This window comes from Paraburkholderia sp. PREW-6R (genome assembly GCF_039621805.1).
Classification (GTDB): Bacteria; Pseudomonadota; Gammaproteobacteria; order Burkholderiales; family Burkholderiaceae; genus Paraburkholderia.
This window is the reverse complement of record NZ_CP155075.1, coordinates 854,731-877,604: the sequence shown is the minus strand read 5'-3', so window position 1 is coordinate 877,604 and position 22,874 is coordinate 854,731. Positions and strand designations below refer to the sequence as shown.

The following is a 22,874-nucleotide window of genomic DNA, read 5'->3' as shown; positions in this document are numbered from 1 at the left end:
GGTCGGTGCCGACCGCGCTCAAGCGAATCTGGCGTCCGGCACGGCTGACCGAACTCAGCGTGGTCACTCTGCGCGGTCCCGCCGAACGGCCCGGCTGCTATACAACGTATTGGGATAAAGAGATTTGCATAAGACTCCTGAAATTCTTGATGCCGATCCTCGCTAGTCAGCGCCTGGCGCCAGGTCCTCATTGGCATCGAACCGGATGTAGTCACGCGAATTGAAGGTGACATCCGGGTCGCGCACATTGTCATCGACGGACACGACTCGCCACGCTTCTCGCCAGGCTCCGTCCGTTGACTTCAGGTTTTCTGCGAGCGGCAGGCCGACCGCCTGAGACCAGCAAATCTGCGCCTCTCCACTCGGTTGTTGCAGGAGGTACCAGGTGCAGGACGTGCCTGCCTGCTGGTCAGTGGGGCGGGACAGTCTTGAAAGCCGGTAAGGGCCGCCAGGTTGTTTCATCGCGTGAGCAAGTTGGTCCCAGTCATAGAAGATGCCCAGCCGGTTCAGATTGCTACGGTCGACTTCGTAGAACAGCTTGCGGGCATGGTCGACCACTTCATAGCGTGGCTCCATGTCGAGGCTGCCGGGTTGCGCTGTCTTTGTCGCGTACACCGACAGGCGTTCGTCCGTGTCACGCCGCACGGCGCTTTCGCCTTCGCGCCACACCTCCACGCGGTGCGCGGCGGCGTGTTCGTCGAACCAGACTGCGACAAAGTGTTGATGCTCCGGTGGTTTCATCTTGCCAAAAACGCTGGCCCAAGTCAGCGAAGCGGGTTCGCTAACTGCGGCGAGAACGGGCAAGCTGGTTGCCGCCACCAGAGACGCGAGCCAGAGCCGTTTCATTGCCGTACTGCCTCAGCGGAATCAAAATAGGTATAGGTCTTGCCGCCGACCGTCAGTTGCCTGGTCTTCAGGAGGACCTTGTAGCGCGTCTTTGCCGCGTCTACATCATCACCGTTCGGATTCGTGGGCAATGCCATCCGGATGCCCTGAGCTTCGCGCGCCGACTCGACAGTGACTTGTGCAACGTTGTAGGCGTCCGCGTGTAGCGCATCGCTCGTGGTCAGTGCCTCTAGCAGCGGCCGGCCATCTGCCTGGGGGAGCGGCAGGCTCATCAAAGTCGCGACCGTCGGCGCGACGTCCACGTTGCCGGTGGGCAAGCTGTCGGTCATGCCTTGTGCAAAATCAGGGCCACTCGCCACAAGGGTGTTGTGCACATCCGTTGTCCCGAAGGAACCATGCATACCGCGGTTGATTTGCATGCTCTCGAATTCGATGCCCGGCATGCCCGCAATCGATGCCTCGTCGTCGGACACGTAGCTCGCAACGATATCGGGTCCGCGCCCGGCGTTTTCTACTTTGATGGTCGACAGAGGAATGGTGCCGGGCACGTCGCCGTAGCGCGACGACACGAAGACCGCACCGATCTCCTCACGACTCTGCAGAAACCTCGCGGCGCTTCTGACGGTCGTCGCGTCATGGTCCGGCACGTACACGTAATCGCTGCCGCCATTCGCGGCGATGACTAGCGCACGGGGCGGGAGGGTAGCCGGCACCTTGAAGCTGCCCGTCGTGTACTTCGCGTTGGGCGTGCCGCAGACAGCACCTGTTGCGTCGTTCTGAGTCGGATACACCGCGGCGCCGTTGGCCTTGATACCCGAGAGTATCGGGCTCAGAATGCAGCCGCTGCCGTCGTACGCGGTAAAGCCGGCGCGCGTAAAGAGGTCGGCTAGACGTACGTCGCCGGATACGGAGTAGCCGTTGACCGGGTCAACTTGCGCCGGGTTACCGGCTACGATGCTTCGCAGTGGAAACAGCGCCGAGGGCCCCGACACGCTGCTGTGCCCGTGGTCGCTCATGACAATGAGGTTCGTTGTCTTGTCGAGGCCGAGGGCCGTGAGCTTGCGTTGCAGTTGTCCGAGAAGAATGTCCTGCTGCTTCAGCGCGTCATGATAATTGGCGGTACCCGGCCCGTATGGGTGCTCCGTGCTGTCCGGATTACGGAACCAGACCAACGAGAGGTCCGGCTTGTAATTGGGCAGGATATAGCTGAGGTACACGTTCATCATGTACGCATTGGCGGGCGCGGGTGGGGATCCGGTCCTGTCGGTAGGGTCGGCGGTGACTTTGTCCGCCATTTTTACGGTGGCTTTCGACGCAGTCGGGTCGCCATTGTCGTTTGCGAGTTTGACTGTCCCGGGCGCATACGCGAGCGGCGTCGTTTTGGGTAAGGCAAAGCCCGCCGATTGCAGTTCTGCCACGAGCGATGCGGGGAATACAGTCTTCTCGTCGAGTATCACGCCACCTCGCTTGCGGTCCTGCAGGAAAGCGGGCCCGGACTTTCCAATCGCCGCCGTCTTGAGTCCGGCCACCTGCGCTGCTTCGAACAGCGTACCGACGGAGAGCAGTTGACCGTTGTAATACGCGTCCAGGTCCTGTAGCACGCCGTAGTCTTCGGTAAAAACCGGCTGTGTGAAATCTACGCTCGCGCCTGTGCTATTGCTTCCCTTTGGCCCTTCCTGCCAGAGCCAGTTGCCATAGAAACCCGTGGTTCGCGGGAAGCTGCCTGTGGCGATACTTGCGGCGTTCATCATGGTGAACGTCGGATAGGTCGAGTGGTTGTCGGCGAAGTTGACGCCGGCTCGGCGCAGCGCGTAAAGGTTAGGCGTGTCTTCCTGCGTAATGGAATCGGGGCGCAGGCCGTCCCATACAAAGATGATCGTCCTGTTGCGTGCATGAGCGCTACCGGTCATCGGCAGCGATGTGCAGCCGGCGAGCAGCAGCCCCGATACGGCCGCGACGGCAACGAGTGCGTGCACGCTCCAATGCCTCTGTTTGTTTTGCATCTCAGGCCTCGACCTTTTCCGGTTTAATCGCCAATGGATTACATCGACGGAGTGTGTCAGTTCCGTGACAGCGGATGAGGCCGCCAGTGACCTACGAGTTGATTCGATGGGTGCTAACGGGGAAGCCTGCGGGCACTCGCGCGTCGTACTTGCTGTCCCGGTTCGCGGCTACGCGGAAGTCGGTCTTCAGCGGCTAACGGGCTCATCCGTGTGTCCGGAAACCTTGCGCATTTGTCATTGGAGCGACGCCGCGTCGGTCAGACAATTGAGGCTTTCAAGGAGTGCGACGACCATGCCCTACCTGCAACTGGACGTCAACGACCACTATCCGGTGGAAGACAAGCAGCGCCTGGCGCTGAAGATGAGCGAAACCTACGCGCGGATGATGTCGGTCGACATCAGGCGCATCAGCGTCGCGATTCGGGAATTGGGAGAGGGCGGTGTCTGGCGGATTCCCGAAACCGGTGAAGCACCCGTCCCGGTGGCGGTCATGATGCTGGACATCAGAAAGGGCAGGGCGCCCGAGCTGCGTATGGAAGTGGCCAAAGCGCTGTGCGCGTTATGCATCGAAGTTCTCGGCCTGCGTGAAGACCGCCTCAACGTCGAATTCACCCAGCATTCCGGGGACGAAATGTATCACCCGGCATTGGGCGGTTATAGCCCGGAATGGACGCCGGGCGAGCAGTAGTCGAACTGCGCCTAAAGCGCGACGGGCATGACACCCGATGCCCTCTGAATGGTTTGCGGTGGCTGACCGAACGCACGCAGGAACGCTTGACGCATCCGCTCCCGGTCACCAAAGCCTGTCTCTCTCGCGACAATCTCGATGGGGTGGCGAGTCGTCTCCATCATCAGACGAGCGGCTTCAACGCGAAGCCGTTCGACTGCCTTGGCGGGCGATTGACCCGTTTCCTCACGAAACACACGGCTGAACTGGCGCGGGCTGAGCCGTGCAGCTTCGGCCAGCCGCTCCACAGACAAATCGCTCGCCAGATTTTCGTTCGCGAACGTGAGCGCCATCTGAACGCGGTCCGAGCGCGCGCCCATCTCCAGCAGCGCCGAAAACTGAGACTGACCGCCACCCCGACGCTGATAAAGGACGAGCTTTCGCGCGACCATGCGCGAGGTGTCGAGGCCCAAGTCGTTTTCGACGATCGCCAGCGCGAGATCCACGCCGGCGCTCATGCCGGCCGACGTCCAGACCTGACCATCCACGACGAAGATGCGGTCTTCCTCGAGCTGTACGTCCGGGTACTGCTTCTGAAAGTCGCGCGCGTGAAACCAGTGTGTCGTTGCCCGCTTCCCGTCCAGCAGACCTGCGGCCGCCAGAGCAAATGCTCCCGTACAGATCGACGCAATTCGCCGTGATTGGCGAGGCGCCTGCCGAAGGTAATCCACGAGCGCGGCGGAAGGCAGACGGCCTTCGTTGTCGCCCGCCACGATGAGGGTGTCGTAGCCCTCTTTGGCAAGAGGCTCGCTGTGAACCGAAAACCCTTGGGATGAAGCAATAGGTCCGCCGTGCTCGGACACGATGCTGAATTGGTAAACCGGTTCGCCGCGCAGCAGATTGGCGTATTCGAACACGCTCGCCACTGCCAACGCGAGCGACTGGAAGTCGGGGTAGACGATGAGTCCGACAGTATGCATGGACGCCTCACGAACGATGGCTCGATTCGTTGAAGGTAGCACAAACCGGACAACGTTGCGCGCCGAGTGATGGCATAAATCATTGCATATATGACATTGAGGTCAAGTCGGTCAGCGATCAGAATTTGTCCATGAACCGGCGCTCCTGTCGGTTCAACCACCCACTGCAAGGACTGAAAATGACTTCCTCTACGAAAGGTTTCGCCCTGATCACTGGCGCATCGGCTGGGATTGGCGCGGTCTACGCTGACCGTCTCGCAAAACGCGGCTTCGACCTCATTCTGGTGGCACGCAACCAGACCCGACTGACCGCGCTCGCGGAGCGCCTCACGAAGGAGACGGGCCGCTCGATCGAAACGGTCGCGGCCGATCTCAACGACAAGGTTGCGCTCGCAACAATCGAAACCCTGCTGCGCGAAGACCAACGCATCACGATGCTGGTGAACAACGCAGGTGTCGGCTCGGTTGCATCGGTTCTCGACGGGCATGTCGACTCCATGGAGTCGATGATCGACCTGAACATCACCGCATTGACGCGTCTCACGTACGCGGTTGCGCCTGCGTTCGTCGCAAGGGGGTCGGGGACGATCATCAACATCAGTTCGGTGGTCGGTATTGCGGTCGAGCTGCTGAACGGCGTCTACAGCGCCTCGAAATCGTATGTGCTGAGCTTCGGACATGCGCTTCAGCGCGACCTCGCTGGCAAGGGCGTGCGGGTGCAAACCGTGCTGCCGGCAGCAACGGCCACCGAGTTCTGGGACGTGGCTGGCTATGCAAAGCAAAAGGAAGCCGCGAGCACGATGACAGCCGACGACCTGGTGGACGCCGCGCTCGTCGGTCTGGACCAGGGCGAACTCGTGACCATCCCGACGCTGCAGGATGGCGACGACTGGACGAAGTGGGAAGCTGACCGTCGCGCGCTCGCTCCCCGGTTCGCCAATGCCAGGGCCGCGTCACGCTATACATCGAAAAACGCCGCGACCGCCGGCTAACCCTGCCAACCGCTATGGCAAGAGAGATTGATCGTTAAAGGTCTTCGGCAATGCAGTAGCGGTTGCTGGGGTGTCGGAGCGCGATCAATCGAAGATGCACGCGGTGCCCTACGGAGAACGGGTCGAACGCACCATCGATGGATGGATCGTGAACGCTGAAACGGTCACGATCTGTCGATGCAAAGGCGCCTTAGCGGCGAGTATTCGATTTCCGGCGCAGCAACAGACTGAGATATTGGATCGGTCCTCTTCCCAGTGAGCGCCGCGCTGACGACATCAGAATGCGCTGCGATAGGCAAAAAGGCCTGGCAGCCCGCCGGTCATCACGAACAGGACGTTTTGGCCCGCCCGATAGCGACCGTTCTTTATATCGTCCAGTAGCCCCGCAAAGGCCTTTCCGCTATAGACGGGGTCGAGGAGCAGCCCCTCCGTGCGTGCCAGACTGCGTAGCGCGACGCGCATGCTGTCAGTCGGCACGCCGTACCCACTGCCGAGGTGAGAATCGTCGATATTGAGCTCGGCGATCGTGTGAACCGGGTCGCAGCCGAGAAGCCGCAAAACTGCTGTCGATTTCTCGAACGAAACGGCTCGCGCTTTCTCCTCGCTTGCGAGCACAGCATGCGCACGGACATACGCGGGTGTTTTGCCTATCGCGATGAAACCGGCGACGAGACCCGCGTGCGTGCCGCCGCTCCCATGCGGGACGACCACTTCATCGAATTGCAGGTTCATCGCGAAGGCCTGTGTCTCGATTTCAGCGGCACAAGCGGCGTAACCCAGGCAGCCAACCGGACTTGAGCCTCCCAATGGTGCAACGTACACCCGGCGGCCATTCTTCTTAAGTTCGGCGGCACGTTGTAGCGCGTAGTCCATGGGATCATCTGCGCCAGACAGATCGTGGATGGCCGCTCCCAGCAGTTCGTCAAGCAACACATTGCCGTTGTCCGCATAGGCGGCATCGCTGCGTTGTACTGAGCGGGTAAGAACGAGCTCGCATTGCATGCCGGCGCGCGCCGCAGCGGCTGCCGTGAGCCGGGCGTGGTTCGACTGACGGGCGCCGACTGTGATGACCGTATCGGCACCCATCGCGATGGCCTCTCCGAGCAGATACTCCAGCTTTCTCAGCTTGTTTCCGCCGCCTCCGAGGCCCATCAGGTCATCGCGTTTAACATGGATACGGACGCCACCCGATTCTCGTTCGAGTCGCGTGAGCCGTTGAATAGGAGTCACCCCGTCCAGCAGGCTAAGTCGCGGGTAAACGGTCAATTTCGGGATAGCTGATGTCACGGGTCAATCTCCCTGCATCTGGATAGGAGCGACGATCACTCGACGCAAAATGGGGGGGGCCACAACCGGCATCTGGGCGCTCGGATACAGGCTGACGCAAGCATACCGATGCAGTCTGGGTTGCAGCAATCCTGGCTGAGAGCGCTGCCTGGCAGCGCTACGCACGCACGACCGTCACACCCGCTGTTTCGATCTGTCTCATCAATTCCCGGTCGGCGGACTTCTCGACGACAATGGTTTGTGCGAGTGTGATTTCACCGATGACGAACGGCGACGCCGCATTGAGTTTCGACGGCGACGCCAGCACGACCGTCTCTGCCGCACGCGCAGCGAGTGCGCGTTTGATCGCGGCTTCCTCGAAATCTCCTGTACTGAAGCCCGCGGTGGGGTGAACACCGGTTACGCCCATGAAGTACCAATCCGCATGGATGCGTGAGATGCCCTCCATCGCGGCGGCGCCGACGGCGACAATCGAGTGCTTGTACAGCCGTCCGCCTATCAGAATGACTTCGACCGAAGGATGCCCGGCGAGTGCCGTGGCAACGCTTGGACTATGAGTGACGATCGTCGCACACAGATCAGCGGGCAGTGCCTTGACGAGCCATGCCGACGTGGTGCCGCCATCGATGATGGCTGTCTGCCCGGCGGCAATCATTGCAGCCGCTTGCCGTGCAATCCTCTGCTTGGCGTCCGATTCAATGTCCCGGCGCAGTTCGAATGGCGCGAGTGCGGGAGAAACGGGTAACGCACCACCGTGAACGCGTTGCAATAAACCCTCCGACGCGAGTTCACGCAAGTCCCGGCGAACCGTGTCTTCCGATATTCCGAACTCCACGCTCAACTCGCCAGCGTGCACGTGGCCATGACGAGCAAGCCTGTCCAGGATGACCTTCTTACGTTGAGTTGTCAGCATAACGATGCACGAAATATCTTGATATTGCACGACGTTGCACGATAGCATGAACTCTCCTTACTGTGAACGAGAGACGCTTATGTCTGCAACGAGAGACCGGGTTCGTATTGTCGAGTCCACCGTACTATCCGACGACTGGTACACGCTAAAGAAAGTGACGTTCGATTTCCTGCGCCGGGACGGCACGTGGCAGCGTCAAAGCCGGGAAACGTACGATCGCGGCAACGGCGCCACGATCCTTTTGCATTGCCGGCACACGGGAAACGTCCTGCTCACGCGCCAGTTTCGGATGCCCGTGTTCGTCAACGGACACGACGGCATGTTGATCGAGGCGGCCGCGGGCTTGCTCGACAACGCTCAGCCGGAAGATCGCATACGTCTGGAGGCGGAAGAGGAGACTGGGTACCGCGTGAGCAATATCCGCAAGGTCTTCGAGGCTTATATGAGCCCAGGATCAGTGACAGAGAAGCTCTATTTCTATCTGGGGGACTACAACGCGTCGATGCGCGTACATGGCGGCGGCGGTATCGAAGACGAGGGAGAGGATCTCGAGGTGCTCGAAATGCCGCTGCCGACCGCTTTGCGGTTAGTCAAAAGCGGCGAGATCGTCGACGGCAAGACGATCATGCTCTTGCAGCACCTGGCATTAAGCGAAATCATGGAGGGACGCCAGGCATGAAACCGCAAGTGATCATTTAACTTGGCCCACACCTGGTTTCCGTTGCGTCAAACTACTTTCTTGTCATGTCTTTTCTTTCCAGGCGGTTAATATGTTTGCCCATGCCGCTTTTGAAAGAACAAACCAACTATGCAAAAGAAGATTATCGCGACCGCGCTAACTGGGGCAGCACTACTTCTGGGCGCCTGCGCTTACATCCCTCGACCCGGGCCGGTCGGCAACCGCGCCGTGCCGCAACCGGGCAGATCCGTCAACCTGAGCAAATACATGGGCCGCTGGTACGAGCAGTTCCGCTATGAGGCGTCGTTCGAGAAGGACATGGACGACGTCACAGCGGAGTATTCGCTCAACGACGACGGCACGGTCAAGGTCATCAATAGCGGCCGCAAGCTCGGCAGCTCCGGCGATTTCAAACGATCGGTCGGCAAAGCGAAAATCGCGGATCCCACGACGAATGCGAAGCTGAAAGTGTCATTCTTCGGACCGTTCTACGGGGATTACTGGGTGTTGGACCATGGCGACGACTACGATTGGACGATTGTCGGCGAGCCGTCGGGTCGCTACCTATGGGTACTGACGCGCACAGCACACCCGGCCCCTGAAGTCCTGGCCAGTCTGGCGGATCGCGTGAGAGCGCTTGGTTACGATTGGTCGCTCGTCAGGGTAACGAAGCAGAGCGGATCGTAATCAAGGTGACGCCGTAGGGTACTGGTTGCGTTGACGCGGGCGAGACAACGGGAATGAAAATTCGGTGGCTATGGCCGCTGGCGGATGCCATGCGCCGATGAGGGCTGCGGCTTGCATGGTAGACGCGGGTTTCGGCCAAGAGGGAACGTCCAGCTCAAACGCGCGGCCGCCCCTTCAGAAATTGAAAGTGGACGCCCGCAAATCGTTGATGTGAACCTTCTTAGGTCGCGCAACTAGATGTCGAGGATACCCGCGGCGAGGAATCCACCGTCGACCGCCACCATGTGACCGGTTATATAGCCCGCCCGCTCCGAACACAGAAACGACACCGTCCCCGCGATATCCGAGGGTTCGCCATATCGGCGCATCGGCACGGTGCGGTGATAGCCGTTGCGTGTTTCGGCCGAGTGATGGTCGCGCGTGAGCGGCGTTTCGATCGGCCCCGGCGAAATGGCGTTGACGGTGATTCCCGCTTCGGCGAGTTCGACGGCCATTTGTCTCGTGAGTCCGATCAACGCAGCCTTGGATGTGCCGTATGCAGTGCGTCCAGCGCTCGCTCGAACGCCGCTAATGGACGCAATATTGACGATACGTCCCCAGCTGTGAGTCGACATCGAGCGAGCGGCTCGCTGCCCGCACAACATCGGTCCGGTAACATTGGTGGCGAGCACGCGTGACCAGACGTCGAGGGGACAATCCAGAAACGAGGCTACACCCGCAATGCCCGCGTTATTGATCAGCACATCGCAGCGGCCGAACGTCTTCTCGATTTCGGCAAAAGCCGCGTCGATGGACGACGGATCGGCGGCGTCCAGATAAAGTGCGCACGCACTGCCTTTTGCCGCATCAATAGCTGCCGCGTGCGCGCGGGCCGCATCGAGGTTGATGTCGGCAATCGCCACCATGAAGCCATCTGCTGCAAGTGTGCTGGCGATTGCCGCGCCGATGCCCATCGCCCCGCCCGTCACCAGGGCGATGCGGAGCGCTGAATCGTCACTTGTACTGCGTTGAGAGGCGTGGCGGGATGCATTCATTGATGGCTCCTCGCGGCGAGGGTGTTTGCGGGACGTATCGAGTTTGTACGGTTGACGAGCGCAGCCGGGACGAGAAACACCAGCAGCACGCCAACCACTGCAGCAAAGGCGAGCGCGTACATGCCGGACGCCGTGCTGCCGGTCGAGTCGGTTACCACCCCAACCAGATACGGCGCGACGAAGCCCGACAGATTGCCGATCGAGGTGATTAGCGCAAAGCCCGTCGCGGCTGTTGCCCCTTTCAGAAACGCCGTTGGCAAATTCCAGAACAACGGAATGGTCGTTACGATGCCGGCCATTGCAGCGATCAACGCCATGAACGACCACATTGGCGTGGCGCGCAGCAGTACGCTCAGAACGAGACACGCTGCGCCCAATAGCCCCGCTAAAGCGAGATGCTTGCGGCGCTCGCCGGTGCGATCTGAGTTCCAGGCCAGCACAAGCATCGTCACGACGGCGGCTGCATAGGGTAACGCGGTCATCAGACCGATCTGCCGGATGCCGCTGAAGCCGAGAGCCTTGACGAGAGTCGGCAGCCAGAAACTGACGCCGTAGAGCGCGGCCACAAAGGCAAAATAAATCACGCACAGCAACCAGACTCGCGCATCGGACAAGCCGCGTGCGAAGCTACCCGAATGATGCGCGGTCACTACGCCGACCTCGGCCGTGAGCGCCGCTTTCTCGGACGCATCGAGCCACGTGGCATCGTCGATGCGATCGGGCACGAGAAACCAGAAAGCGATGCCGCAGGCAATAGCGGGCAGGCCTTCGCAAAGGAACATCCACTGCCAGCCGCGCAGCGCGGCGAAGTCCGGTGCGGAGGTCATCAGCCACGCAGAAAGCGGGCTGCCGATCACACCGGAGATCGGCAACGCGGTCATAAAAATGGCGATTATCCGGCCGCGAGTGCGTGCCGGAAACCATTGACTGACATAAAGCATGATGCCCGGCGAGAAACCGGCTTCGGCAAGGCCCAACAGAAAACGCACGACATAGAACGACTTCGGCCCAACCACGAACATCGTGCAGGCGGACAGCACGCCCCATGTCAGCAAAATTCGCGTGATCCATACCCGCGCGCCGAGCCGGTGCAGCAGCATGTTGCTCGGGATCTCGAATAGGCAATAGCCGATGAAGAAGATTCCCGCACCCAGCCCGTACGCGGTATTCGACAGGCCGATGTCCGGCGCCATCTGCAGCTTGGCGAACGCGACGTTGACTTTGTCCAGTTGATTGACAATGAGGCTGATCAGGATCACCGGAATCAGGCGCCAGAATAGCTTCGCGTCGGTCGCCCGGTCCACCGGTGCAGGGAAGGTCGTCTCGAGAGTTCCACTCATCTTCGTCTCCATTGACACATCCGATCATGTCGGCGTAGATTGTTATCAATTGATAATATATACCGGCCGGTAGGGCAGCGAAAACGCTTATTGCGTCAGGACATTCCCTAACGGTGGACCGGCCCGCAGACCGAGTTCTCAGGAGGCGACGTGGATTACAACGGCAAGACAGTGGCAATTACAGGTGCCGCGAGCGGCATTGGTTACGCAACTGCGCAGGCTGCAGCGCAGCAGGGCGCGCGAATCGTCGCGCTTGATCGCGATACGGGCGCGCTGCAAGCCATGCAGGCGGAGTTTGCGGGCAGCGGTTGGACGATCACGCCGGTGGAGGTTGATATCGGCTCTGAAACGTCGATTCGTGCTGCGGTGGAGCAAGGCATGGCGTCCGTCGAGCGTGTTGATCTGCTCGTCAATAGCGCGGGAATCGTTTCTCGCGGCATGTTCGAAACCACGACAGGCGACGAGTGGCAGCGAGTGCTGTCGATCAACCTGTCGGGCAGTTTCTTCTGTCTGCAGCAAATGGTGCCGCTGCTGAGAGCGGGGACGGGCCGCGCGGTCGTGAACGTCGCGTCGCTGGCGGCCAAGCGCGTGTCGTACACGGGCGGAGTCAGCTATACGGCGGCGAAGGCCGGCATGCTTGGTCTGACGCGCCACGCTGCATTCGAACTGGCCCATGAGGGCATTCGCGTGAACGCGGTGTGTCCCGGACCGGTGCTGACGGCGATGACACGGCGCGTCATCTCTGAAGAAGAACAGCGCAAAGTGGCGGCGATGGTGCCGCTGGGCGATTGGCTCAGCCCGCAGGACGTGGCCGCATCAATCCTGTTTCTCGGCAGTCCTGCTGCGCGAATGATCACCGGAACGACGCTGGATATAGACGGCGGATTGTCGCTTGTTACCGGCGCGTCGTTCGAATCGTATCGGAGCGCACGTCAGTAGTCTGACGCGGAGAACGTGGCACGAGCGTAGGCGCCTGCGCCGCCTTCACGCGCTTTTGCGCTTGCCGCCAAACAACGCGAGCGAGATGCGCTCGACGTCCTCCGACGAGTAAACGGTGCTCATGATCAGTCGGTCGAGCAGGCCATTGAGCGCGACCGTTTCAACCGCGCTCAAATCGCGTAGTGCAAAGGTTTGTACCTCGAACACGATTTTCATGCCGGTTTCGTACGCGCTATGGCCGGCTTTCGTCAGCGTGTAACGGGTGGCGCGCCCATCGGTCGGATCGGGCACTGCAACGACGAGATTCAGGTCGCGCAATTTCAGCAGGCTGCGCCCGGTCTGCACCGGTGTGAGCAATATGTCGCGGCCGATTTCCGTTGGAATGCTGCCGGGCGCGTCCACCAGTTTGGCGAGTACGCGCCAGTCCAGCACCCGAATTTCCAGATGACGCGCGAACAGTTCCTCGGCCATGTCAAGAATGGATTCGGCGACCCGGCGAATCCGATAGGCAGGCAGTTGTTTGAATTGCATGGCGGTTTCACTGACAGTGCGGTGCGAACGATTCTATGCGAGCTGCCCGCGTGACCGAAAGAAGCGTTGACGGCAGGCATAAGCTACATCTATATTATATCAAATGATAGTATCGTCCGTGACGATTCCGAATAATAAGGAGGCGGCAATGAATGCAGCAGTTGAATTGAGCAGCGGCGCATCGGGTCAACGGGAGGCAGGCGTCTATGTCTTTGATGTCTCCGAGAACCCATGGCAGGGAGTGGGCAAAAGCGGACTAGCGCAAAAGATTGTGCGCCGCGACGACCGAACGGGTCACTCGTTCGGTTTCATGTCGTTCGACACCCTGGCGCGTACCGGCGTGCATCAGCATCTTGGCACTGCGTTCAGCTATTTTCTGTCCGGCGCGCTGACGGACTATCAGGGCACGACGTGCGCTGGACAACTCGGCGTCAACTTCGCGGGCTCTACACACGATGCGATTGCGTATCTGCCCACGCTAACAGTCGGACGCATGGAGGGGCCGGTGGCATACGGCGCTGACGTGACGCACTCCCTGCACGCGGGCAACCGCCACACGAGCTTCGAAAACGAATTCCCCGAACATTTGCCCGATTTGAGTATCGGGCTCGATTCGGTGCAGGTGAGCGGCACCCGAGTCGCGGGTTTGACGCGCCGACTCGTGTACGACTATGCGCATACGCGTCTCATGCGGCGGATGACGCAACTCATGCTATTGCCAGGCACCAAGGTGCCAGCGCATCGACTCAGTGGGCTGATCGACATATTCGTGCTTGCCGGCGATGTTTCTCTCGTCGCTCGTGATGTAGCGTCAACGGCAAAGGCGGGCGACTTCGTCGTGATGGAACCGGACACGCAGGTGGCGTTTTCATCGCGTTACGGCGCGAGCCTGCTTGTATGGGCCGACGGGCCGTCCTTCTGGGAGGACGGCCCGCTCAGCCCGGAACTGTACGGCTTCACTTCGGCACATGGCGATCCTTTACGGTTCGCAAATCGCGCGCCTTCGGACTTCGACTGAAACCCATACATCGTTCCGACGGGTCGCATCGATTGGGCTCGATGATGCCGCTTTCGGCACTCACACGATGCGCCGCATCAAGGCTTCGCTGGTTTGTCGACGGACAAAGAATCTGCGCGCTGTTCAGCTTTTGCTAGGCCATAGCAAGCTCGAAAGTACCGTCCGATAACGTCGACAGGAACGCGACATAATCGTAAAGGCATGATACGAGCCGGTTTGTGCCAACAACATGCGCTTACGAATCTGCAGCGTTGCGGACAGCCATCTGTTTTCCGATCCGTTAATGAGTCCAGGCTTAGGACTCGTCCACCAGTTCACTCCTCCATCTCCCCGCCACCCGACCAAGACCCGCCCGCCGTCCTCGGCACGCCGAGTCCAATCTCGCGCTCAGTCAATTCCTGCGCACGCGCTTCGAGCTTACACAAAAGCGTGTCGAGCTGCTGCGCTTCCGCGTCGGTTAAACAACCGGCGAAATCCATGTTATAGCGCTGGCCCGCTGCGTGCGCGCGGTCATAAACCGCTTCCCCGGTTTCCGTCAGATGCAGCGTCAATACGCGCTTGTTGTCGCGTTGCCGTGAGCTTGCCAGCAGGCCGCGGTGTACCAACTGCGTGACGCAACGGCTCGCGATCACCGCGTCGAGGTCGGTCAGCTGCGCGAGCCGTGTGAGATTGAGCCCCGGAAATTGCCCGACGAACGCCAGAATCCGCCAGTCGCGCCGGCTGATGCCGATCTCGCGCCGGAACATGAGCCCGACCCCCTGAATGCCGATGCGCGTCAGCTTGTGGATGCGATACAGCAGAAATTCGTCGATATGACGCGGGTGCTTGATCCTGAGCACTGAAGCGGACGGATAGTGCGGCACGGGTCGCTCGTTAAGAATCGTTGAAGGAAGGGGCATTATCGGTTAAAGCGGACGAGTGCGATTTTGTGCAACCGCACATACGTTTGACTAGGTCAATCGTGCACGACGCTTCTAGCATCGGAGCAAGCCCATTACCTCCGCGCCACGCGCCTTGACCCTATGAAATCTCCCCGCAACGTGCTTTTCATCATGTGCGACCAGTTGAGGCGCGATCACCTCGGTTGCTACGGGCATCCGTACTTGCGCACGCACAACATTGACGCGCTGGCTGCGCGCGGCTTGCGTTTCGATCAGGCGTATGTCAGTTCGGGCGTGTGCGGACCGTCGCGCATGTCGTATTACACTGGCCGCACCATGACGAGCCACGGCGCGAACTGGAACCGCGTGCCGCTGTCGATCGGCGAAATTACGCTTGGAGAATATTTGCGCCGTCATGGCCGCTCGCTCGCGTTGGCCGGCAAGACGCACATGATGGTCGATAAGGACGGCATGGAGCGCCTCGAAATCGCCGACGACAGCGCCGTCGGCCTGCGTCTGTCCACTGGCTCGTTCGACGAACTCGATCGCTACGACGGCCATCATGAACCGGGGTGCGAAAGCGGCTATCCGGCGTGGCTGCGTGCGCAGGGTTACAACAGCGCTCGCCCGTGGAGCGATTACGTCATCAGCGTCGAAGACGGTCGCGGCCTGGTGCAGTCCGGCTGGCAGATGCGCAACGTGCGGTGGCCGTCGCGCGTCGCCGAGCCGCATTCGGAAACCGCTTACATGACAGATCAGGCGATCCGCTATATCGAAGCGCAAGGCGATACGCCATGGGCACTGCATCTGTCGTATGTGAAACCGCATTGGCCGTACGTCGCACCACGTCCGTATCACGACATGTATTCGCTTGATCAGTGCCTGCCGCCGGTGCGGCGCAAGGCCGAACTCGACAACGCGCACCCGGTGCTTGCCGCCTATCGCGAGCATGAGGAAAGCGTCAATTTCTCGCGCGACGAGGTATCGGATACGGTCCGGCCGGTCTACCAGGGGCTGATCCAGCAAATGGACGATCACCTCGGCCGTCTGTGGGACACGCTCGCGAAACTCGGCCGCTGGGACGACACGCTGATCGTCTTCACCGCCGATCACGGCGACTTTCTCGGCGACCACTGGCTCGGCGAAAAAGAGATGTTTTACGACACCGTGCAGCGCGTGCCGCTGATCGTCTACGATCCGTCACCGGCAGCTGATGCGACGCGCGGCAGCGTTGAATCGTGCTTCACGTCGTGTATCGACGTGGTGCCGACCGTGCTGGACGCACTCGGGCTGCCGCCGTACAGCGAGCGTGTGGAAGGACAATCGCTGCTGGCGCTCACGCGCCGTGCCGCTCACACTGCAAACACGGATAACGCGCAGAAGTGGCGCGACTACGTCGTCTCCGAACTCGACTACAGTTTTCGCGGGGCGCGTCTCACGCTCGGACGCGAGCCGGGCGAATGCCGGGGCTGGATGGTGCGCGATGCGTACTACAAATACGTGCACTGGCAAGGCTTCGGCCCGCAACTGTTCGATCTTCAGGCCGACCCGGACGAATTCGTCGATCTTGGCCGCGATCTGTCACACGAATCGATCCGCTCGCGGATGCACGCGCAACTGGCGGACTGGCACGGCAGCCTCAAGCAGCGCGTGACGATCAGCGATGCGAACGTCGCGAGCCGCACCAATACGCATAAAAACTGGGGTGTGTTTTTCGGCGAATGGTGACGCGCTCGACCTCACACGATGCATCAACCTGACTGAAAGAGCCCGCATGGAAGCGGGTCATCAAGGAGACATCATGAGCCACGTCCCCGCTACATCGAGTTCATCGGGCAGCGACGACAACGCGATCTACCGCAAGGTCGCGCGCCGCGTCGTGCCATTTCTGTTCATCTGCTACGTGGTTAACTTCATGGACCGCGTGAACATCGGCTTTGCGAAGCTGCAATTCCTGCAGGACCTGAAGCTCGACGATTCGGTGTTCGGCGTGGCGGCGGGGATGTTTTTCGTCGGCTATGTGATCTTCGAATTGCCGAGCAATCTGCTGGCGGCGCGAATTGGCGTGCGCAAGACGCTTTTACGCATAATGGTGCTGTGGGGCGCGCTGACCGTGTCGCTGATGTTCGTGAGGAGCGCGCAAGGGCTGTACTGGCTGCGCTTTCTGCTCGGCGCGGCCGAGGCGGGCTTCTTTCCCGGCGTGGTGCTGTATCTGACGTACTGGTTTCCGGACCAGCGGCGCGGCCGCATCCTGAGCCTTTTCGTGATGGCGGTGCCGCTTGCGGGCGTCGTCGGCGGCCCGCTGTCGGGTGCGATCATGGGTCATCTGCATGGCGTGCTCGGCTTCGCGGGCTGGCAGTGGCTGTTCCTGATCGAAGGTGTGCCGGCGATCGTGCTGGGCCTGCTCGCACACGTGCTGCTCGACGAGCGTCCCGCTGACGCGCGATGGCTCACCGCGAACGAAAAAGCGCAGATCGAAGCCGCGCTCAACTCAGATCGCCGCGCGCATCCGGCGGGCGTACATGCTTCCGCGAAGCTCTCCGATGTGCTGACCAATCCGCGCATCTACGTGCTGTCGGCAATTTACTTTTGCGTGTTCATGGCGTTGAACGCGATCGGCTTCTGGATTCCGACGCTGCTGCGGCAGGTTGGCGTGCACGCGATCAGGGATATAGGCTGGTTAAGCGGCGGGATTTCAGTGTGCACGGCCTTTGGCATCGTGCTGATCGGACGGCACTCGGACCAGCGTAAGGAGCGTCGCTGGCATGTGGCCGGTTGCGGCCTCGCGGTGGCGGCGAGCTTCCTGTTGTTGCCGCTTGCTGCGCACAGCATCGCACTGACTGTCGTGCTCCTCGTGGTCGCATCCGTCGGTATCTACGCCGCGCTCTCGCTGTTCTGGACGATTCCGACGCTCTACTTGCAGAAGGATGGGATCGCGGGCGGAATTGCGACGATCACGGCAATTGGCGCAATCGGCGGCGCGGTGAGCCCGTCGCTGGTAGGGATGCTGAAGACGTCGACCGGCAGTCTGTATTCGGGGTTGGGTGTGGTCGGTGCGCTGCTCGCCATGGGCATGCTCGCGCTGCTGGTAGTGGTGCGTCCGGCGACGCGTGAAGCGACGGGTGCCGTCGGCGCGGCATCAGGCCACTAGAGCGCACAACCTGACCCGTGATCTTTGCTTCACGCTGTGCACTTCCGCCTGAAGCCGGGTGGCGTCTCTATCATTGGTCCGCACTATTCATGACCACCCGGCCACCGATGACTGACCTTCTTCCGTTTCACGAAACGTCTTCCACGTCGTTCTCAACGCGTTCCAAACGCCGGAGGGGGCAGCCCATCCGGACGCTGTTTCTTTATTTGAACGGTCCCGCACGACTGGCTTTGGAAGCGGCAATCCTGCGCCCGACCTTTTCGACGTCGATGGTCTGCGCGCAACGATGATCGATGCGATCACGCAGTCTGCCTTAGGCTGGGCGCAATACTCCGCGACCGAAGGTGTCGCCGAGCTGCGTGAGGCGCTGACGACGGCCAGCACGCAGCAGGGCTTCGATCTGCTGACGCGCTTGCTGCTCGATGCGGGGACGTGGTCGCCGTCAAGCGACCGACCCACACGATGAGCAGGAGGTCTTGCGTCTCTGGGAGCGCGCACCGAACGCCGCTGCCGACGAAAACGGTATATATGCCGCCTCGTTCTAACACCCGATCGCACAACGCAAGGGTATCGCAGACCCCGTGCGTGGTGCCGACGCTCGCCAATCCAGGCGACGAGTGCAATCAGAATTGGACCCTCATTGGCCAGAAGCGGGCGCTCGACAATCGCATGCGAATCGTCAACAATCTGGACCGTCCAAAGTCTGGCTGCAAAAAAATGTCAATACACTCATCGGACCGTGTATCGTTATTTGGTGGGCCTGCGCTTCATCTCAGCATAGAACTTGGATTTGGGCGAGATGACGCACGCATGGAGCAGGCGCTTTCGGCATTCTGGAGTAGTGGCAGTGTGGACGGCCCATGGCTCGACTCAGGGTCAATGGGCGAATTTACTGGCACTGAGCCTGCGACAGGCACCGATCTCGTTGACAGAGACCAATGCGGAACGTTGCGTGTTAGTGGCGCGACTGCCTCGATGCCGTTCGCGCTTCTTCAGATCAACGAAGACGGGCCGAAGAGAGTTGTGGATGGAAAGCTGGTCCTCGACAATCAGATACCCGAGCCAGAGAAATCGGCGTGGCTAACGGTAAATCTGACTCGATATCAACTGACGAAGCAGTTTCATGTAGACAACACGTGGACGTTGCGGTCGCAACCGTGGCTTGGATTAGTCTGCGATGCATTTGCCGAAATCGTCAATGCAGTGCATGCTCAGGTTCCGATAGCCTCTGCCGCTATTGGAGAAGAAACATCAGGATGTTTCCGATGCCCTACTGCCAATCGGCTGGTACATGCAGATCAGGCATACCCGCCGCTCGCAGTTATTTCGACCGATGTGATCGAGAGTCGTGGTGCGGTGTTCGTAACCAATGTGTTATGGCGCGAGCTATGTCCCGACGTAGATGCAGTTCTGCTTCCGTCCAATCTTTACTACGTCAAGCCGAGGCTGGATGCGCGATTACTTGGTGCTTGAATGGCATGGAGCCACCCGAAGGTTTTAAAAATATTTAAAATTCTTCTGAAGCGGCTCAGGAAGTATTCGACCGAACAGACGAGGCAGATGCCAGAAGCCGCCGTCTACATGGCTTCGGGATGGCTAACAATGAGTGCATTGCAACAACCCATCAGCCGGGTTATATGACGATACGGTCTTAGGCCAGGGAGTGCCAATGATAGCTTCTGACACCATCGCACTTATCGTGGATCCTGATTTCGGGCTTCCCACCCGAGAGGTCGCGGCAAGAGTTCGACACACGTGGATCGTGGAGACGCCAGAGAATCTGGCGACCGTTATAAAAATCAGGAAAGCATCGCACAAGCCTCTTGAGCACATGATGGAGAACGGAATCACTACGTTTCTTCAATATGGACCAGATCCAGAGAGTTGGTGCGACACGACTTTAGATTCTGTAGAGGAGCACCATAGTAGCCACGCCGGCGGTCGTGGTTATGGCGTGCTCGAAATCTATGGAATTTCGCTTACGGAGCGACTTCGACGTGCTTGCCTTGAATTTGGGTTCTCGGTGTTTGCGGAGACCGATTACGGGTTCCGTGCAGAAAAGCTCGGCCGAGATTAGCTGGCTCTTGCAAACGTGGAGATTTGTCGTTCGACAGAAGCAACACTCTGCGGCGCTGCTTGCAACCGACACTTATCTAAAAGATGCACCGTCTCCAACTTTTTTAGGCAGAAGAAATCCCCCTGATGTTCCTCGTCGAATCTCCAGTCACCTGGGCGCCACAGCGCATTTTGAACGGGCGGTCCCGGTAATTCCGAAGGTTCGCCCGGGTCGTTAACCGCCCCCGTCTGCGCGCAGCGATTACGGTGCTCCCTCAAGTTTCCGACCGGTCTTTCTGAATCTCCGGCTGCTAATCAAAATCTGCCCTCGGGAACAGGCTGAACGTATCCCAACTGGCGTCATTCGGGTTTGCCTCGCAGCCTGTGCAGATTGCTTTACTCGCGGACATGGATGCCTGACGTTCGCACTCGGAAGGTCTTCAGGCTGCCGCCCGTGCGGTCAGAGTCCGAAATTGATGCGGTTACATGAGTGCTAACCGAGTGGCTATACTGGACCCGACCCCACCGTCCGGTGGTCGCGAATTCGTTTTTCGCGTATTTCCTCACTATGTGAACCACGTCCTGAACGGGCATCCAGTGAGACGTCGATTCGCGCATTAATGTCGACCGCTCTGCCGCAGATAGCCCACGACGCCGTGCAGATTCGCCGATGCTTCGCCAATTGCCGTCCAATCCATCCGGTCAATCGCCAATAAAAAAGCTGCTCTTAAGCGGCCGATAAAAAAGCGGCATGCGTCCGATTTTCGGCTAACATCTAGCGTCAGCCTGAGCCAACGGCATTTCCTTTAAGGAAAACGCATGCAAAAAAGAGCGATGATGCAACGCGCTTCTGATGCTTTCGCAAACAAGGCAGACTGTCTGGTATGCGGCGGTGGAATGCGTCAGGGCGTTCAGCATTGGCACTATGTATGCGCCAGATGCGGATATGAGGCAGGCGACCTACAGCCTGCAATTAACGATAGCAGCGCGCATAACGCCATCGACGAGGCGGATAGAGAGGCCGGGCTCAGGGCCATCCGAACTGAGAACTTCCGGGAGGTCGTCGGGCTCATTGCTGCGAACCTGCCCGTTGCAGCGAAAAAACTACTTGATGTAGGCTGCGCACACGGCTGGTTTCTCGAACAGGCCGCAGGTCGATTTGACGTGTTAGGCATTGAACCAGACGAAGCGGTCCGCGCGAAGACAGCGGCAAAAGGTCTGCCGGTAAGGGGCGGATATTTCCCCCAAGCGTTGCTTCCCGGAGAGACGTTTGACGCTATCGTCTTTAACGACGTGATCGAGCACATCCCGGATATTGATTCCGCACTTGCCGCGTGCCGCGAGCGCCTGAATCCCGGTGGTGTGCTCGTGCTCAATCTGCCGAACAGCAAAGGTCTGTTTTACCGCGTATCCAAGTTTTTCGCGGCAATGGGGTGGACGAGCCCGTTCGAACGGATGTGGCAAAAAGGTTTCCCGTCACCGCACGTCCATTTTTTCGGGACGCGGAACCTGGCGGAGCTTGTCGACAAGCATCAAATGCGGCTAGTCCGCGAGGTCCAGTTGCCCTCTATTCGCGCTAAGGGGATGCTGGAGCGGATGCGATACTCAACACATGAATCCACTCTGAACATGTACCTGCAATACATCGGCGCGATGGCGATACTGCCATTTACGAAGCTCTTTCAAAGCGACGTGATTGTTTGCCTGTTCGCCGTTAATCCGAAGTGATCAATCTCGCGATTGAAAAATGCTCGAACCGCTCAAGCCGTCACGAAGCCGGCGCGTTAAAGCGGTCAGTCCACTTATCCTCGTAGCGCATCTGTGCGAAGTGTTCGATCACAAAATCGATGAACACGCGTGAGCGTGCCGGCAGATAGCTGCGGCTTGGGTACGCGATGTTGATATCCATCGACGGCAAATTCCAGTCGGCCAGGACGCGCACCAGCGTGCCGCGCTGAAGGTCGTCGTAATGCAGGTAATTGGGCTGCACCAGCATGCCCATCCCGCCTAGCGCCGCCTGCCGGAGAATCTGCGCTTCGTTCGCGCTCGCGATCCCCTGTATCACTTTCGTCACCGTCTCGCCGTTGCGCTCGAAGTGCACGTCCTTTGGATAGCTCGAATGCAGATACGTCAGGAATCGGTGACGATCGAGCTCGTCCGGATGGTCGGGCGTTCCATGCTGCGCGAGATAAGCAGGCGATGCGACGACCGCGCGATGCGTGCGCGCGAGGCGGCGTACCGTGATGCCGGAATCCGGCTCCGCATAGCGGGTGCGAAAAGCCACGTCGATCCCGCTATCGATGATGTTGTCATAGCGATTGGCGGCGATGACTTCGACAGTCAGCTTCGGGTATCGCATCGCGAATAGCGGCAGGATGGGGCCGATATGCTGCATGCAAAACGATAGCGGCCCCGTCACGCGCAGGTTGCCGTCGATGCTGTGGGCCGCAGCGGCCGCCGCCTGTTCCGCGGCATCGATCTCGGCCACGGCGTTCTTGCAACGGCCATAGAACACTTCGCCGGACTCGGTCAGCCAGAGCCGCCGCGTATTGCGTTCGACGAGCCGCACCGACAGGCGGCGTTCGAGTTCCGCAAGGTAACGGCTCGCTGCCGCGTTCGACTGCCCGAGCGCCTCGGCGGCTTTCGTCATGCTGCCCGTTTCGGCGATCTGAATGAACAGGCGCAACTGATTCCAGTAATCCAAATTCGACTCCGGTTTTCCAGCAGCAGGAAAAGTGATTTCCCGCTGTCTTCTTGTTCGCTCAGGAAACCAACCTTATCGTGCAACAACAATGCCGGAGCGCCAATCCGCGATTGCCCGCACGCCGATTCGTCGACATGGATCGTCGGCTTTGCGCTGCCGCGATTGGG

Annotated in this window: 22 protein-coding genes and 1 pseudogene; 13 read left to right on the top strand and 10 right to left on the bottom strand. The window is 59.8% G+C overall.

Features of this window, described 5'->3' with window-relative positions; translation table 11 throughout:
* Nucleotides 1–162: 162 nt before the first annotated feature.
* Complete coding sequence (locus tag AAGS40_RS28490; RefSeq protein WP_345816908.1) at nt 163–846, bottom strand: hypothetical protein; 684 nt, start codon at nt 844–846, stop codon at nt 163–165.
* Nucleotides 843–2,849 (bottom strand): alkaline phosphatase family protein, encoded by a 2,007-nt coding sequence (locus AAGS40_RS28485; protein ID WP_345816907.1) that lies wholly within the window; start codon nt 2,847–2,849, stop codon nt 843–845. The genes AAGS40_RS28490 and AAGS40_RS28485 overlap by 4 nt, the downstream gene beginning before the upstream one ends.
* Nucleotides 2,850–3,141: 292 nt before the next feature.
* Here AAGS40_RS28485 and AAGS40_RS28480 point away from each other — a divergent pair, with 292 nt between their 5' ends.
* Entirely contained in the window at nt 3,142–3,537 is a 396-nt protein-coding gene (locus AAGS40_RS28480; protein ID WP_345816906.1) for a tautomerase, read from the top strand.
* Nucleotides 3,538–3,548: 11 nt separating this feature from the next.
* Here AAGS40_RS28480 and AAGS40_RS28475 read toward each other — a convergent pair whose 3' ends face one another.
* The gene (locus AAGS40_RS28475) at nt 3,549–4,496 is read right to left on the bottom strand and encodes a GlxA family transcriptional regulator (protein WP_345816905.1); all 948 of its coding nucleotides are present in this window, start codon (nt 4,494–4,496) and stop codon (nt 3,549–3,551) included.
* A 179-nt stretch (nt 4,497–4,675) separates the two neighbouring features.
* On the opposite strand from AAGS40_RS28475, the gene AAGS40_RS28470 reads away from it, so the two are divergent.
* Nucleotides 4,676–5,488, top strand: a complete 813-nt coding sequence (locus AAGS40_RS28470; protein ID WP_345816904.1) for an SDR family oxidoreductase — start codon at nt 4,676–4,678, stop codon at nt 5,486–5,488.
* Between the two features lie 276 nt (nt 5,489–5,764).
* Here AAGS40_RS28470 and AAGS40_RS28465 read toward each other — a convergent pair whose 3' ends face one another.
* Nucleotides 5,765–6,775: a D-cysteine desulfhydrase family protein gene (locus AAGS40_RS28465; protein ID WP_345816902.1), complete on the bottom strand. Its 1,011-nt coding sequence runs from the start codon at nt 6,773–6,775 to the stop codon at nt 5,765–5,767.
* A gap of 157 nt (nt 6,776–6,932) precedes the next feature.
* Nucleotides 6,933–7,736 carry a DeoR/GlpR family DNA-binding transcription regulator gene (locus AAGS40_RS28460; protein WP_345816901.1) on the bottom strand — a complete coding sequence of 268 codons (804 nt, stop codon included), beginning with the start codon at nt 7,734–7,736 and terminating at the stop codon, nt 6,933–6,935.
* A 31-nt stretch (nt 7,737–7,767) separates the two neighbouring features.
* Between AAGS40_RS28460 and AAGS40_RS28455 the strand changes: the two genes are divergently transcribed.
* Together AAGS40_RS28455 and AAGS40_RS28450 are read left to right on the top strand one after the other, a co-directional pair.
* Nucleotides 7,768–8,367, top strand: a complete 600-nt coding sequence (locus AAGS40_RS28455; RefSeq protein WP_345816900.1) for a GDP-mannose pyrophosphatase — start codon at nt 7,768–7,770, stop codon at nt 8,365–8,367.
* A gap of 129 nt (nt 8,368–8,496) precedes the next feature.
* Nucleotides 8,497–9,054 carry a lipocalin family protein gene (locus tag AAGS40_RS28450; protein ID WP_345816899.1) on the top strand — a complete coding sequence of 186 codons (558 nt, stop codon included), beginning with the start codon at nt 8,497–8,499 and terminating at the stop codon, nt 9,052–9,054.
* A 233-nt stretch (nt 9,055–9,287) separates the two neighbouring features.
* Here AAGS40_RS28450 and AAGS40_RS28445 read toward each other — a convergent pair whose 3' ends face one another.
* On the bottom strand, nt 9,288–10,088 hold the full coding sequence (locus AAGS40_RS28445; protein WP_345816898.1) for an SDR family NAD(P)-dependent oxidoreductase: 801 nt from the start codon (nt 10,086–10,088) through the stop codon (nt 9,288–9,290).
* Nucleotides 10,085–11,428 carry an MFS transporter gene (locus tag AAGS40_RS28440; protein WP_345816897.1) on the bottom strand — a complete coding sequence of 448 codons (1,344 nt, stop codon included), beginning with the start codon at nt 11,426–11,428 and terminating at the stop codon, nt 10,085–10,087. Before AAGS40_RS28440 ends, AAGS40_RS28445 begins: the two co-directional genes overlap by 4 nt.
* Nucleotides 11,429–11,578: 150 nt before the next feature.
* Between AAGS40_RS28440 and AAGS40_RS28435 the strand changes: the two genes are divergently transcribed.
* Complete coding sequence (locus AAGS40_RS28435) at nt 11,579–12,367, top strand: SDR family NAD(P)-dependent oxidoreductase (RefSeq protein WP_345816896.1); 789 nt, start codon at nt 11,579–11,581, stop codon at nt 12,365–12,367.
* Nucleotides 12,368–12,412: 45 nt separating this feature from the next.
* Here AAGS40_RS28435 and AAGS40_RS28430 read toward each other — a convergent pair whose 3' ends face one another.
* Complete coding sequence (locus AAGS40_RS28430) at nt 12,413–12,898, bottom strand: MarR family winged helix-turn-helix transcriptional regulator (protein ID WP_345816895.1); 486 nt, start codon at nt 12,896–12,898, stop codon at nt 12,413–12,415.
* A gap of 148 nt (nt 12,899–13,046) precedes the next feature.
* On the opposite strand from AAGS40_RS28430, the gene AAGS40_RS28425 reads away from it, so the two are divergent.
* Nucleotides 13,047–13,916: a hypothetical protein gene (locus tag AAGS40_RS28425; RefSeq protein ID WP_345816894.1), complete on the top strand. Its 870-nt coding sequence runs from the start codon at nt 13,047–13,049 to the stop codon at nt 13,914–13,916.
* Between the two features lie 16 nt (nt 13,917–13,932).
* Nucleotides 13,933–14,085 (top strand): annotated as a pseudogene (locus AAGS40_RS28420) (integrase); the annotation flags it as partial.
* A gap of 145 nt (nt 14,086–14,230) precedes the next feature.
* Here AAGS40_RS28420 and AAGS40_RS28415 read toward each other — a convergent pair.
* Entirely contained in the window at nt 14,231–14,779 is a 549-nt protein-coding gene (locus tag AAGS40_RS28415; RefSeq protein WP_345816893.1) for a MarR family transcriptional regulator, read from the bottom strand.
* Nucleotides 14,780–14,938: 159 nt separating this feature from the next.
* Here AAGS40_RS28415 and AAGS40_RS28410 point away from each other — a divergent pair, with 159 nt between their 5' ends.
* From AAGS40_RS28410 to AAGS40_RS28385, 6 genes are all read left to right on the top strand, one after another.
* Nucleotides 14,939–16,525: a sulfatase-like hydrolase/transferase gene (locus AAGS40_RS28410; RefSeq protein ID WP_345816892.1), complete on the top strand. Its 1,587-nt coding sequence runs from the start codon at nt 14,939–14,941 to the stop codon at nt 16,523–16,525.
* Nucleotides 16,526–16,598: 73 nt separating this feature from the next.
* Nucleotides 16,599–17,948 (top strand): MFS transporter, encoded by a 1,350-nt coding sequence (locus AAGS40_RS28405; RefSeq protein ID WP_345816891.1) that lies wholly within the window; start codon nt 16,599–16,601, stop codon nt 17,946–17,948.
* A gap of 286 nt (nt 17,949–18,234) precedes the next feature.
* Nucleotides 18,235–18,414 carry a hypothetical protein gene (locus AAGS40_RS28400; protein ID WP_345816890.1) on the top strand — a complete coding sequence of 60 codons (180 nt, stop codon included), beginning with the start codon at nt 18,235–18,237 and terminating at the stop codon, nt 18,412–18,414.
* 203 nt (nt 18,415–18,617) lie between these two features.
* Nucleotides 18,618–19,421: a hypothetical protein gene (locus tag AAGS40_RS28395; protein ID WP_345816889.1), complete on the top strand. Its 804-nt coding sequence runs from the start codon at nt 18,618–18,620 to the stop codon at nt 19,419–19,421.
* A gap of 196 nt (nt 19,422–19,617) precedes the next feature.
* On the top strand, nt 19,618–20,025 hold the full coding sequence (locus AAGS40_RS28390) for a hypothetical protein (RefSeq protein ID WP_345816888.1): 408 nt from the start codon (nt 19,618–19,620) through the stop codon (nt 20,023–20,025).
* Nucleotides 20,026–20,822: 797 nt separating this feature from the next.
* Complete coding sequence (locus AAGS40_RS28385; protein WP_345816887.1) at nt 20,823–21,731, top strand: class I SAM-dependent methyltransferase; 909 nt, start codon at nt 20,823–20,825, stop codon at nt 21,729–21,731.
* 40 nt (nt 21,732–21,771) lie between these two features.
* Here the strand turns inward: AAGS40_RS28385 and AAGS40_RS28380 are convergent, their stop codons facing one another.
* Nucleotides 21,772–22,707 (bottom strand): LysR family transcriptional regulator, encoded by a 936-nt coding sequence (locus tag AAGS40_RS28380; RefSeq protein ID WP_345816886.1) that lies wholly within the window; start codon nt 22,705–22,707, stop codon nt 21,772–21,774.
* Between the last annotated feature and the right edge of the window lie 167 nt (nt 22,708–22,874).